Source organism: Alteromonas sp. LMIT006 (assembly GCF_024300645.1).
Lineage (GTDB): Bacteria > Pseudomonadota > Gammaproteobacteria > Enterobacterales > Alteromonadaceae > Opacimonas > Opacimonas immobilis.
Window position 1 is genome coordinate 267646 of sequence record NZ_CP101291.1, and the last position, 12480, is coordinate 280125.

The 12480-nt window shown below is 44.1% G+C and carries 21 protein-coding genes; 1 reads left to right on the forward strand and 20 read right to left on the reverse strand.

The features are described from left to right. Positions 1-36: 36 nt before the first annotated feature. The 3 genes from NLG07_RS01225 to murB are packed head-to-tail and all read right to left on the reverse strand — an operon-like array spanning position 37 to position 2716. Positions 37-771, reverse strand: a complete 735-nt coding sequence (locus NLG07_RS01225) for a type III pantothenate kinase (protein WP_254855875.1) — start codon at positions 769-771, stop codon at positions 37-39. After that, positions 752-1723 (reverse strand): bifunctional biotin--[acetyl-CoA-carboxylase] ligase/biotin operon repressor BirA, encoded by a 972-nt coding sequence (gene birA, locus NLG07_RS01230; protein ID WP_254855876.1) that lies wholly within the window; start codon positions 1721-1723, stop codon positions 752-754. The genes NLG07_RS01225 and birA overlap by 20 nt, the downstream gene beginning before the upstream one ends. After that, the gene (gene murB / locus NLG07_RS01235; protein WP_254855877.1) at positions 1724-2716 is read right to left on the reverse strand and encodes a UDP-N-acetylmuramate dehydrogenase; all 993 of its coding nucleotides are present in this window, start codon (positions 2714-2716) and stop codon (positions 1724-1726) included. A gap of 427 nt (positions 2717-3143) precedes the next feature. Here murB and NLG07_RS01240 point away from each other — a divergent pair, with 427 nt between their 5' ends. Beyond that, positions 3144-3932: a hypothetical protein gene (locus tag NLG07_RS01240; protein ID WP_254855878.1), complete on the forward strand. Its 789-nt coding sequence runs from the start codon at positions 3144-3146 to the stop codon at positions 3930-3932. A gap of 85 nt (positions 3933-4017) precedes the next feature. Here NLG07_RS01240 and rplQ read toward each other — a convergent pair whose 3' ends face one another. The 17 genes from rplQ to rplN all read right to left on the reverse strand — a co-directional run bounded on the left by rplQ (position 4018) and on the right by rplN (position 12472). Beyond that, complete coding sequence (gene rplQ / locus NLG07_RS01245; protein ID WP_254855879.1) at positions 4018-4419, reverse strand: 50S ribosomal protein L17; 402 nt, start codon at positions 4417-4419, stop codon at positions 4018-4020. 12 nt (positions 4420-4431) lie between these two features. Continuing rightward, positions 4432-5415 (reverse strand): DNA-directed RNA polymerase subunit alpha, encoded by a 984-nt coding sequence (gene rpoA / locus NLG07_RS01250; RefSeq protein ID WP_254856780.1) that lies wholly within the window; start codon positions 5413-5415, stop codon positions 4432-4434. 18 nt (positions 5416-5433) lie between these two features. Beyond that, the gene (rpsD, locus tag NLG07_RS01255) at positions 5434-6054 is read right to left on the reverse strand and encodes a 30S ribosomal protein S4 (protein WP_254855880.1); all 621 of its coding nucleotides are present in this window, start codon (positions 6052-6054) and stop codon (positions 5434-5436) included. 24 nt (positions 6055-6078) lie between these two features. Beyond that, positions 6079-6468 (reverse strand): 30S ribosomal protein S11, encoded by a 390-nt coding sequence (gene rpsK, locus NLG07_RS01260; RefSeq protein ID WP_254855881.1) that lies wholly within the window; start codon positions 6466-6468, stop codon positions 6079-6081. Positions 6469-6483: 15 nt separating this feature from the next. Next, positions 6484-6840 carry a 30S ribosomal protein S13 gene (gene rpsM / locus NLG07_RS01265; protein WP_254855882.1) on the reverse strand — a complete coding sequence of 119 codons (357 nt, stop codon included), beginning with the start codon at positions 6838-6840 and terminating at the stop codon, positions 6484-6486. Positions 6841-6972: 132 nt separating this feature from the next. Further along, the gene (rpmJ, locus tag NLG07_RS01270; RefSeq protein ID WP_083781675.1) at positions 6973-7086 is read right to left on the reverse strand and encodes a 50S ribosomal protein L36; all 114 of its coding nucleotides are present in this window, start codon (positions 7084-7086) and stop codon (positions 6973-6975) included. A gap of 37 nt (positions 7087-7123) precedes the next feature. Then, positions 7124-8443 (reverse strand): preprotein translocase subunit SecY, encoded by a 1320-nt coding sequence (secY, locus tag NLG07_RS01275; RefSeq protein WP_254855883.1) that lies wholly within the window; start codon positions 8441-8443, stop codon positions 7124-7126. Positions 8444-8447: 4 nt separating this feature from the next. Then, positions 8448-8882: a 50S ribosomal protein L15 gene (gene rplO / locus NLG07_RS01280; RefSeq protein WP_254855884.1), complete on the reverse strand. Its 435-nt coding sequence runs from the start codon at positions 8880-8882 to the stop codon at positions 8448-8450. A gap of 3 nt (positions 8883-8885) precedes the next feature. Further along, on the reverse strand, positions 8886-9068 hold the full coding sequence (gene rpmD, locus NLG07_RS01285) for a 50S ribosomal protein L30 (protein ID WP_254855885.1): 183 nt from the start codon (positions 9066-9068) through the stop codon (positions 8886-8888). Between the two features lie 6 nt (positions 9069-9074). Continuing rightward, positions 9075-9578, reverse strand: coding sequence for a 30S ribosomal protein S5 (gene rpsE, locus NLG07_RS01290; protein WP_254855886.1), 504 nt, complete (start codon positions 9576-9578; stop codon positions 9075-9077). Between the two features lie 9 nt (positions 9579-9587). Beyond that, on the reverse strand, positions 9588-9941 hold the full coding sequence (gene rplR / locus NLG07_RS01295; RefSeq protein ID WP_254855887.1) for a 50S ribosomal protein L18: 354 nt from the start codon (positions 9939-9941) through the stop codon (positions 9588-9590). A gap of 9 nt (positions 9942-9950) precedes the next feature. After that, complete coding sequence (gene rplF, locus NLG07_RS01300; RefSeq protein WP_254855888.1) at positions 9951-10484, reverse strand: 50S ribosomal protein L6; 534 nt, start codon at positions 10482-10484, stop codon at positions 9951-9953. 13 nt (positions 10485-10497) lie between these two features. After that, entirely contained in the window at positions 10498-10890 is a 393-nt protein-coding gene (gene rpsH, locus NLG07_RS01305) for a 30S ribosomal protein S8 (RefSeq protein ID WP_254855889.1), read from the reverse strand. A 13-nt stretch (positions 10891-10903) separates the two neighbouring features. Beyond that, the gene (gene rpsN, locus NLG07_RS01310) at positions 10904-11209 is read right to left on the reverse strand and encodes a 30S ribosomal protein S14 (RefSeq protein ID WP_254855890.1); all 306 of its coding nucleotides are present in this window, start codon (positions 11207-11209) and stop codon (positions 10904-10906) included. 11 nt (positions 11210-11220) lie between these two features. Further along, on the reverse strand, positions 11221-11760 hold the full coding sequence (gene rplE, locus NLG07_RS01315) for a 50S ribosomal protein L5 (protein WP_254855891.1): 540 nt from the start codon (positions 11758-11760) through the stop codon (positions 11221-11223). A gap of 16 nt (positions 11761-11776) precedes the next feature. Beyond that, positions 11777-12091, reverse strand: a complete 315-nt coding sequence (gene rplX, locus NLG07_RS01320) for a 50S ribosomal protein L24 (RefSeq protein WP_254855892.1) — start codon at positions 12089-12091, stop codon at positions 11777-11779. A gap of 12 nt (positions 12092-12103) precedes the next feature. Beyond that, on the reverse strand, positions 12104-12472 hold the full coding sequence (rplN, locus tag NLG07_RS01325) for a 50S ribosomal protein L14 (protein WP_254855893.1): 369 nt from the start codon (positions 12470-12472) through the stop codon (positions 12104-12106). Between the last annotated feature and the right edge of the window lie 8 nt (positions 12473-12480).

Genomic DNA, 12480 nt, shown 5'->3' on the forward strand with positions numbered 1-12480 from the left:
TAAATGCAAAAAAATATCAAAAAAGTGGGTTTTTTATTATTTGTGTACAAAACGCGCCCATAATCCCAATAAAACCGCGTTTTGCAGGTGTTTTTTTGGTCGATGTTGTGTGTTCAACAATCTATAACCATCACCACCACTTAATATGAGTAAATATTGCTCAGAATATTGTGCAATTTGTGCTCGTGCGACTTCAACTATCCCTTGCAGTTGGGCTAAACAGCCATTTCCGACACATTCGTCTGTATGTTGACCTAACTGAATGTGGATCGGCCAATCTTCTGGCGCAAAGACTCTATCAGTATTTTGTAATAATATTTCTTGCAGTTGATGTAAGCCTGGCGCAATGAATCCTCCCTGATGCTGTCCTCTCACCACCACATCACAGGTTATCGCGGTGCCAGCATCCACCACCAAAAAGCTATCATGCTCGCATAATTGTGCCAAATACATGCCAGCACACATAGCCAGCCAGCGATCCACGCCCATATTTGCAATATTGGTGTATGAATTTTGTAGAGTTTCCCCTGCAATAAGTGCGTATTTTTCGGACTTGGCAATCGTCACCGGACATATGGTTGCAAGTGTTCGGGCGAAAGTTTTTGCACGTTCCGGATGTTTGACTGAAGAAATATACGCCGCATCTAAAGGCCCAATATTGTTTAATAGCGTCTCTGGTGAATCAACAACCGCTTCTTCACCTGGTCCATATTTATCAGCAAGACAATATTTGACTCTGGTATTGCCAATATCAATCAACAGGACGGACACTGATTTCACCTCCGTGATATGCTTTAATTTCGCCATTAACCTGAACCAGTAACGCGCCTTGTTCATTTACCCCCATGCAAATCCCTGTAACTGTTTGTTTGCCAAGCAGGAGTTTCACTGGTTGGTGGTTAAAGGCATTTAGACGTTCCCAGCGCTCCTGGAACGGCGACAAGCCTTGCGTAGAAAACACCGTTAAATAATAATGCATTTTGGCTAGTAAGTTCGCCACTAACACATTGCGTTCAATCGGCGTATCAATATGACGCTGGGCACTCGTATAAGCCTGACCCAAGTCCAAGTCGTCGGGCAGATCAACATTTAATCCTATGCCAATCACTGTATGAACATCGTCCGCCACTGTGCCTTCGACTTCAACCAAAATCCCCGCCACTTTTGCCATATTAATATACACATCATTTGGCCACTTGAGTCCGATTTGTTGTATCCCCAAATCATCCAACACATCGGCGACCGCAATCCCGACTACCAAAGATAGACCAGCAATAGTTTGATAGCCTCCACTAAAACACCAATACAAGGACAGATATACGTTGCTTGCAAAAGGTGAGTGCCACTGTCGTCCATGTCTTCCTCGTCCGGCAGTTTGCGCCTCTGCGACACATGCATTGCCGCTATGCAAATGCATGATCCGGTCTTTGAGATAGGTGTTGGTCGAATCAATGACAGGTAAGACTATACAATGAGCACTTCCTTGTCCTGTAAACTGATGATAATGATGATTAATCATATTGGCATCTAACAGAGACAACGGTTTAGCTACGCGATACCCTTTGCCTTTTACCGAATAAATATCCACACCGATATCTTGCAAAGCTTTGATGTGCTTACCAATGGCTGCACGTGAAATCGAAAAGTACTCACCCAGCTCGGTACCCGAATGAAATTTGCCATCGGCCAAAATCCGCAGTAATTCATTGCGTAAATAGTTCATTTATAATTCAACCAGTCCATTACGTCCCAATAAGCGGACTTCGTTTTCTAAACGGATGCCAAATTTTGCCCAGACAGTTTCGCTGATCGTGCGCGCAAACGCTAAAACGTCTTGCCCTTTGGCATCTTTATAATTTGTCAAAACAAGTGCCTGTGTAGGATGGCACTGCACACCGCCGTGAGTAATTCCTTTAAATCCACATTGCTCAATCAACCATCCTGCTGCAATTTTAACCTGTCCATCCGCTTGTGGGTAACGAGGCACGTTGGAAAATTGAGCCAAAATCTCGTTCGCTTTGTCCTGAGAAACCACGGGGTTTTTGAAAAAACTCCCCGCATTACCAATCACAGATGGGTCTGGCAATTTGCTTCGTCTGATATCGATCACTTTGGTGTACACATCATGCATGGTCGGATTATCAAGCGCAGCGAGTTCACCATAGTGAGTCGCTAATGAATAGTCTTTGGGTAACCTAAAATTCACTTGCGTAATAAAGACCCTGCCATGCAATGATTGTTTAAAAATGCTATCTCGATAACCAAACAAGCATTCATTCGCCTGCTTAGTATGGAATGTATCTTGGTGAATATCATAATATTCTACAGAATGGATCAAAGTGCCTACCTCGACCCCATACGCGCCGATATTTTGAATGGGTGCAGCCCCTACTGTACCAGGAATCAACGCTAAATTCTCAAAGCCTCCAATGTTTTTATCCATACACCAAGTTACTAGGTCGTGCCAGTTTTCACCTGAAGCAACGGATAACCAATAAGCCTCTTCGGATTCTTCAAGTGAGATCCCTTGCAATTTGTTGAGAACGAGCGTACCAGAATAGTCATCGATAAAAACCGTGTTACTCCCCTGACCTAATAAATAGAAAGGAGTAGATAGTTGGGATAACTGAGAGACATCGTTTTGACACAACAACGAGATACAATGCTGAGCAGAGTGTTGAAGGCCAAAGGTATGGAGGGATTGAGCGTTGATCACAAGACAAAATTCGTTTTTTGCTTAGTATACCAACGCTCAGGTTCGTTACACAAGGTTAAGCATCAACCATCAGATAAGGCATCGTGTTTTCAACCGAAACGGGCAGGTCATCATTCAGTTTTGCTCGAGCCTAAATGTTCCAATCGGTTTAAACAAAAGATGACACGGCGCAGGCAATTTCGTTCTGCCTCAATCTTTAAATGGTAGTTTTGCACTGGCGTCCGCGAATGTGGCGCTGGCGTGAATTAAAAACATGGGGGCTCGGTGTATTTCAAGGTCGTAATTCACTCGATTACACTATCAAGTACAAGGCCCGTAAATTATTTGTTAATACTGCGGAACTATTTACATTATATTCACTCATAGGCATGTGTGTAATTTTGTATCGTAGTAAGCCATAGGATGGGCTGATTTGGTAGGTGATAGTATGTTTGAGTTCAGAAGTCTTGTCTCATTGAGTTTACTGGCTTTTTGTTTATCGGGTACTGCGGTAGCAATGGAAGCGAACGTTGATTCCAACAACAATGCTGAATGGAAACTAGATCAAGACTTTTTGGAACGCCAAGTTGCACAGTCAATGTCTCCAGGTCGTTCGGTAAGAACGCTTATTGGACACTACCCAGAAAGTATCAGGAGCATTGTTTCTGTCGCGCTAGACACTTACCCAGATAATTACAAAGAAATTATCCATTCTGCTATTTCTGCACAACCATTTTCTGCTGAAGATATTGTGACAATTGCGGTTGAGAAAGGGATAACAGAATGCGAATCGATTGTTGAAACTGCAATCAAAGCTGAGCCGAGTTATGTGAGCTTCGTGACTCGTGCTGCAGCGAATGCTTCACCTGAAGATTTTGAGGATATTTTGCGTGTTGCTGTGGTCACCGAGCCCGAATCAGCAGACAAAATCATTCAAATTGTAGCCAAGTCATATCCTGAACGCATTGCCGAAATTTTGTCTAACACATTACAGTATGTACCCTATGTGGGTGAGTATGTTGTCGATGCCCTGCTTGCAGTATTTCCAGACAAAGCCGAAGAAGTTGTTGAGGTTTCAGTGCGAGAAGTACGCGCGGAAACTGCACAAGTGGAAAAAGTCATTTCCGCTGCCCTTAATGCAGGTGTCGATGCTGAAGTGGTTTCTCAATCTGCAATCAAAGGGGGGGCTACCTCTGACGAAGTGATGGCAGCCATTAATAAACAGAGCAATAATTAATTGTAATCAGTGCCCAGATATAGTGCCACACAAAACAAAAAACCCGCCATCAAGCGATAGGCGGGTTTTTAGTATTGAGCAATAATTACTCTTCCGTTGCTTCCACTACTTCTTCAGCAGCTTCAACTTCTGGACGGTCTACTAATTCAACGTAGGCCATAGGTGCTTTATCACCAGTACGGAAACCGCACTTTAAGATACGTACGTAACCGCCTGGGCGAGCTTCGTAACGTGGGCCTAGTTCGTTAAATAATTTACCAACAACTTCTTTATCACCGGTGCGAGCCATCGCTAAACGACGGTTTGCAACGCTGTCACGCTTAGCCATAGTAATTAATGGCTCAATAACACGGCGTAATTCTTTTGCTTTAGGTAAAGTCGTTTTAATCACTTCATGCTTAACCAATGAACCGGCCATGTTTTTAAACATAGCTTTACGATGGCTGCTGTTGCGATTTAACTTACGACCACTTTTAAGATGGCGCATAGCTTTATCCTTCTATTCCGCGATGCTTTCTGGTGGCCAGTTCTCTAGGCGCATGCCTAAAGACAAACCACGTGAAGCAAGCACGTCTTTAATTTCTGTTAATGACTTCTTACCAAGGTTAGGAGTCTTTAATAACTCAACCTCAGTACGTTGTACAAGGTCACCAATGTACTGGACTGCTTCAGCTTTTAAACAGTTCGCTGAACGTACGGTCAATTCTAAATCATCCACTGGACGCAATAGAATTGGATCAAATTCAGGCTTCTCTTCTTTGGCTTCTGGCACAGAAACATCTCGTAAATCTACGAATGCATCCAGCTGTTCAGCTAAGATAGTAGCAGAGCGACGAATCGCTTCTTCTGGATCTAAAGTACCGTCAGTTTCCATATCGATAATCAACTTATCTAAGTCAGTGCGTTGTTCAACACGCGCTGATTCGACTGAGTATGCGATACGAGCAACTGGGCTGTATGAAGCATCAACCAGTAAACGACCAATTGGACGATCATCATCTTCTGAAGAACGACGCACTGATGCAGGAACATAACCACGACCAAGCTCTACTTTGATGCGCATTGCAACGTCAGTATTACCGGTAATCGTACAAATAACATGGTCAGGGTTTGCGATTTCAACATCACCATCGTGCTGGATATCACCAGCAACAACTACACCAGGACCAGATTTTTGTAGGGTTAGTGTCGCTTCAGTTTTACCTTCAAGACGTACTGCTAAGCCTTTTAAGTTTAAAAGGATTTCGATGACGTCTTCTTGCACGCCCTCTTTTGAGCTGTATTCATGTTCTACACCGTCAATTTCTACTTCAGTTACCGCTACGCCAGGCATAGACGATAAAAGAATACGACGTAGTGCATTACCTAGAGTATGACCGAAGCCACGCTCTAAAGGCTCTAATACAACTTTTGCGCGTGTTGGTGAAACGTTTTCAATCTCAACCAATCTTGGTTTTAGGAATTCAGTTACAGATCCCACAATGCATCCTCTTTAGTTAACTTACTTAGAGTAAAGTTCGACGATCAACTGTTCGTTAATTTCTGCAGATAGATCTTCACGCTCAGGTAAACGTTTAAACGTACCTTCAAGTTTAGAACCATCTACTTCGATCCACGTTGGCTTCTCACGCTGTTCAGATAACTCAACAGCTGCAGTGATACGAGCTTGTTTCTTAGCTTTTTCACGAACAGATACAACTGTTTCTGCAGAAACCTGGAATGAAGGAATATTAACCACTTGTCCGTTGACACAAATCGCTTTGTGGCTTACAAGCTGACGCGCTTCAGCACGTGTGCTTGCGTAACCCATGCGATAAACGACGTTATCAAGGCGTTGTTCTAACAACTGTAACAAGTTTTCACCTGTGTTACCTTTTAAACGAGCCGCTTCTTTGTAGTAGTTACGGAATTGCTTTTCAAGTACACCGTACATACGACGTACTTTTTGTTTTTCACGTAATTGTAAGCCGTAATCAGATAAACGACCGCGACGAGCACCGTGCTGGCCAGGAGCGTTTTCTAATTTACACTTAGTATCAATTGCACGAACGCCACTCTTAAGGAACAAGTCAGTTCCTTCGCGACGACTTAGTTTGAGTTTAGGACCCAAATATCTTGCCATGATCTTTCTCCAACTGTCCGTCGATTAAACGCGACGTTTTTTCGGTGGACGACAACCGTTGTGAGGAATAGGCGTCACATCGGTAATGTTAGTGATCTTGTAACCAGTTGCATTCAAAGCACGGATCGCAGACTCACGGCCTGGACCTGGACCTTTAACGAACACTTCAAGGTTCTTAAGACCATATTCTTGTGCTGCTTCACCAGCGCGCTCCGCCGCAACCTGTGCAGCAAATGGGGTAGATTTACGTGAACCACGGAAACCTGAACCACCAGAAGTCGCCCATGCTAAGGCATTGCCTTGACGGTCGGTGATAGTCACAATCGTATTGTTGAAAGAAGCATGGATATGAGCCATACCATCAGCAACTTGACGTTTTGCGCGTTTACGCGCACGAGTAGGTGCTTTTGCCATTACTTTATCCCCCGCTTACTTTTTAATTGGCTTACGAGGACCTTTACGGGTACGCGCATTGGTTTTAGTGCGCTGACCACGTAGAGGTAAGCTACGACGGTGGCGAATACCACGGAAGCAACCTAGGTCCATCAAACGTTTGATGCTCATTGATACTTCACGACGTAAGTCACCTTCAACAGTGAACTTAGCTACTTCATCACGAAGTTTATCAATAGTTGTTTCGTCAAGATCTTTGATCTTGGTTTCTTCTGCAACACCAGCAGATGCACAAATGCTTTTTGCACGTGTAGCACCGATACCGAAAATCGCTTGTAGCGCGATTACTGTATGCTTGTGTTCAGGAATGTTAATGCCGGCTATACGGGCCATTAACAGCACTCCTCTAGTTTTGGGTTGACTAATCGTAAAAAGCCCGTAAGGATACTTACTTGTCAACAATTTTGCAAATAAAAGAATAAAACACCTAACCTTTGGTTAGGTGTTAAACATTCTCAACTTTGATTAACCTTGCCTTTGCTTATGCTTAGGCTCGATGCAAATCACTCGAACAACACCGTTGCGCTTAATGATTTTGCAATTACGGCAAATCTTTTTTACGGATGCACGAACTTTCATTTCATCACTCCGAATGGCAAACTTATCGGTAACAGCCTTAGCGGCCGTAACCTTTAAGATTCGCTTTTTTCAGCACTGACTCATACTGACTCGACATCAGATGGGTCTGTACTTGTGCCATGAAATCCATAATTACGACCACAATGATCAATAATGATGTGCCGCCAAAGTAGAACGGAACATTCCACGTTAACAACATGAATTCAGGCACTAAACAAACAAAGGTAATATAAATCGCACCAGCTAGTGTTAAGCGCGTCATTACTTTGTCGAGATAACGTGAAGTTTGTTCACCAGGACGAATCCCAGGGACAAACGCACCAGATTTTTTGAGGTTATCTGCTGTTTCTCGCGGGTTGAAAGTCAACGCCGTGTAGAAGAAGCAGAAAAACACAATTGCTGCTGCATACAAACCCACATATAACGGTTGACCTGGCGATAACATTAACGCCACGTCTTGCAACCAAGAGGTCGCTTCATTCTGTCCAAACCAACCAGCAATCGTGCCGGGGAATAGAATGATACTTGAGGCAAAAATAGGAGGTATAACACCTGCCATGTTCACCTTTAATGGTAAGTGTGAGCTTTGTGCTTGGTACATCTTACGACCCTGTTGACGTTTTGCGTAATTCACAACGATGCGACGCTGTGCACGTTCAACGAACACGACCAAATAAGTAAGACCCATCACAATCGCAGCAATCAAAAGCAAGAAAATTAAATTGATCTCACCTTGACGTGCTTGCTCTGCAGTCTGACCGATAGCCGTCGGTAAGCCTGCCACAATACCTGCAAATATCAGAATGGAGATACCGTTACCAATACCTCGTTCCGTAATTTGTTCACCTAGCCACATTAGGAACATGGTTCCTGTGACCAAACTAACTACTGCTGTAAAATAGAATCCGAAGCCAGGATTAATCACTAGACCACTGATCAAGTTAGGTAAACCAGTCGCCACACCAATTGATTGGAATGTAGCAAGTACTAACGTCAAATAACGTGTGTACTGGCTAATTTTACGACGACCTTGTTCACCTTCCTTCTTCAATTCCATCAGCGGAGGATGTACCGCTGACAACAATTGAACAATAATCGATGCAGTGATGTAGGGCATAATCCCAAGCGCTAATATCGATGCACGCTCTAAAGCACCACCTGAGAACATGTTAAACATTTCTACAATAGTGCCTTTTTGTTGCTCAAATAATTGAGACAACACAGCTGCATCAATACCAGGAATTGGCACGTATGAACCTAAGCGGAATACGATTATCGCACCGAGTACGAAAAACAATCTGCTGCGTAGTTCACTTAAGCCGTTCTGCGCGCCTGAAGTCATACCTGGTTTCGCCATCGGATTAGTCCTCTACCTTACCGCCAGCTGCTTGAATCGCTTCGAGCGCGCCTTTAGTTACCTTCAAACCACTTACAGTTAGCGCACGATTTACTTCACCACTTAAGATAACCTTAACGAATTGAATTTCTTTCTTCACTAAGTTTGCATCTTTAAGAGCTTGTAACGTGACTGTATCGCCTTCTACTTTGCTGATTTCAGTCAAAGTAACCTGGTCAGTAACAAAACCTACACGAGATTTGAAACCGAACTTAGGTAGACGGCGTTGAATTGGCATTTGACCGCCTTCAAAACCTGGCTTCACAGAACCGCCTGAACGACTCTTTTGACCTTTGTGACCGCGGCCACCTGTCTTACCTAAACCAGAGCCGATACCACGACCCACGCGCTTACCAGAATTTTTAGCTCCTGGTGCAGGAGCAAGAGTATTTAAACGCATCTGTTACTCCTCCACTATCTCAACCATGTACTGTACACGGTTGATCATGCCACGAACTGCTGGAGTATCTTCAAGTTCACGAACTTGGTTGATCTTACGTAAACCCAAACCTACCAACGTAGCTTTGTGCTTAGGTAGACGACCAATCGCACTTTTAGTCATTTTAACTTTTAGTGTTTTAGCCATGATCAATTACCCCAAAATATCATCTACTGATAACCCACGCTTAGCAGCCACACCCTCTGGAGAGTTCATGTCTGTAAGGGCGTTAATCGTTGCACGAATAACGTTCATTGGGTTAGTAGAGCCGTAACATTTAGAAAGTACGTTCTGTACACCAGCCACTTCTAATACTGCACGCATTGCACCACCAGCGATGATACCCGTACCTTCAGAGGCAGGCTGCATGTAAACTTTAGAACCCGAATGGCGACCTTTAATAGGATGTTGTAACGTATTGCCGTTAAGCTCAACTTGAACCAAGTTACGACGAGCTTTTTCCATTGCTTTTTGGATTGCAGCTGGCACTTCACGTGCTTTACCGTAACCAAAACCAACGCGGCCATTGCCGTCACCAACTACCGTTAACGCAGTAAAACTAAAGATGCGACCACCTTTAACTACTTTTGATACACGGTTTACAGCAACGAGCTTTTCGTTTAAATCACCCTGTTGTTGATTTTCTACTTTAGCCATTATCTTCTCCTAGAACTGAAGACCAGCTTCACGAGCTGCATCTGCTAAGGCCTTAACACGACCGTGGTATTTAAAACCGCTACGGTCGAAAGCCACTTCTTTGATGCCTTTCTCGATAGCACGTTCAGCGATCGCTTTACCTACCGCAGTTGCTGCTTCAACATTACCTGTTGAAGAAACAGCGCCTTTGATAGCTGCTTCAACCGTTGACGCCGCCGCTAATACTTCAGAACCGCTAGGTGCGATTAACTGTGCGTAAATGTGGCGTGGAGTACGGTTAACGACCAAACGGTGCGCGCCGAGTTCACTGATTTTCTTACGTGCGCGAGTTGCGCGACGTAAGCGAGCTGATTTTTTATCCATCTCACCCACCTACTTTTTCTTAGCTTCTTTACGACGAACAATCTCATCCGAGTAACGTACACCCTTGCCTTTGTAAGGCTCTGGTGGACGCCAGCCGCGAATGTTCGCTGCGATCTGACCAACCGCCTGCTTATCAGCGCCTTTGACGATGATTTCAGTTTGGCTAGGAGTTTCTACAGTGATGCCTGCTGGCATTTCTACCACGACAGGGTGAGAAAAACCTAAAGTCAGGTTTAACTTGCTACCTTGTGCTTGCGCACGGTAACCAACACCGTTTAACTCAAGTTTCTTTTCGAAACCTTGTGATACACCAATAACCATTGCGTTTAGAATTGAACGCGCTGTACCTGCCTGAGCCCAACCGTTTGGAGCGCCTTCACGAGGAAGTGCTTTCAACTGGTTGTCTTCTTGGACAACTTCAACTTGTTCATTAAACGTACGTGATAATGTACCGTTTTTACCTTTTACTGTAACGTCTTGACCGGCGATAGATACTTCTACGCCTGATACAACGTCGACAGGTGCTTTTGCTACACGTGACATTGATAATCTCCCGTTACGCTACATAACCGATGATCTCACCACCCATGCCCGCTTTACGCGCTGCACGGTCAGTCATCACACCTTTTGATGTAGATACGATTGCGATACCTAAACCACCCAATACTTTTGGCAACTCATCTTTTTTCTTATAGATGCGTAGGCCTGGGCGAGATACACGCTCGATTGTGTCGATTACACGCTTGCCTTCAAAGTACTTTAATGTCACTTCTAAGACAGGCTTAACGTCACCAGATACTGCATAATCAGTGATGTAACCTTCTGCTTTCAATACTTCAGCAATCGCTACGCGTTGCTTTGATGAAGGCATAGCTACTGCCACTTTAGATGCTAACTGGCCGTTACGGATGCGGGTGAACATATCCGCGATAGGATCTTGCATACTCATAGACTGCTACTCCTTACCAACTTGCTTTTTTCAAGCCAGGGACTTCACCGCGCATCGCTGCTTCACGCAACTTGATACGGCTCAGACCGAACTTACGTAGGTAACCATGTGGACGACCTGTTACACGGCAACGATTTTGTTGACGTGAGCTAGATGAATCACGTGGTAGTTGTTGTAGCTTAAGTACTGCATCCCAACGCTCTTCTTCAGAAACGTTGACATCGCTGATAGTCGCTTTAAGCGCAGCACGCTTTGCAGCATACTTTTTCACTAATTTGGCACGTTTTGCTTCGCGCGCCTTCATTGATTCTTTTGCCATAACCCTACACCTTATTTTCTAAACGGGAAGTTAAACGCTGTTAACAACGCTTTCGCTTCTTCGTTAGTGTTTGCGCTAGTCGTGATAGTGATATCCATACCACGCACTTTATCTACTTTATCGAAATCGATTTCAGGGAAGATAATTTGCTCTTTAACACCCATGGAATAGTTTCCACGGCCGTCAAATGATTTAGGATTCAAACCACGGAAGTCGCGGATACGAGGAATTGTAATTGAGATTAAACGCTCAAAGAATTCCCACATACGCTCGCCACGCAGGGTTACTTTACAGCCAATCGGATAACCTTCACGGATTTTAAAGCCCGCTACTGATTTTCTCGCAACTGTGACGACCGGTTTTTGACCAGCGATTGCAGCCATATCTGCCTGCGCCGCTTCCAATACCTTCTTGTCAGCAATTGCCTCACCTAAACCCATGTTTAGAGTGATTTTTTCAATCCGAGGGACTTGCATGACGCTTTTGTATCCGAACTGCTTAGCAAGTTCAGCTACGACTGTTTCTTTATAGAAATCATGCAGTTTCGCCATCGTACTCTCCAATTAATTAAACTAAGTCGCCGTTAGACTTAAAGAAACGAACTTTCTTACCGTCTTCTTCACGGAAACCAACGCGATCTGCTTTGCCCGTTGCTGGGTTAACAATCGCTACATTTGAAACATGTAAAGACGCTTCTTTTTCAATGATGCCACCTGGCTCACCCAATTGTGGGTTAGGCTTAGTGTGCTTCTTGACTAAGTTAATGCCTTCTACAACGACACGGTTATCAGAGGTTAATACTGATTTTACTTTACCAGTTTTACCTTTATCTTTACCCGCTAATACGACTACTTCATCATCACGACGAATTTTTCTAGCCATTATCGTGACTCCTTATAGTACCTCAGGGGCCAGTGAAATAATCTTCATGAAGTTATCTCCACGAAGTTCACGAGTGACCGGACCAAAGATACGCGTACCAATAGGTTGCTTGTTTGCATTAAGCAAAACAGCAGCGTTGCCATCAAAGCGGATAGTTGAACCATCTGCTCGACGAACACCATGTCTAGTACGCACCACCACCGCATTTAAGACGTCACCTTTTTTCACTTTACCGCGAGGAATTGCTTCTTTCACAGTAACTTTGATGATGTCGCCAATATGTGCATAACGGCGATGCGAGCCACCTAGAACCTTAATACACTGAACCCTGCGAGCGCCAGAATTGTCTGCCACATCCAGGTTAGTTTGCATTTGGATCATGTTAGTGC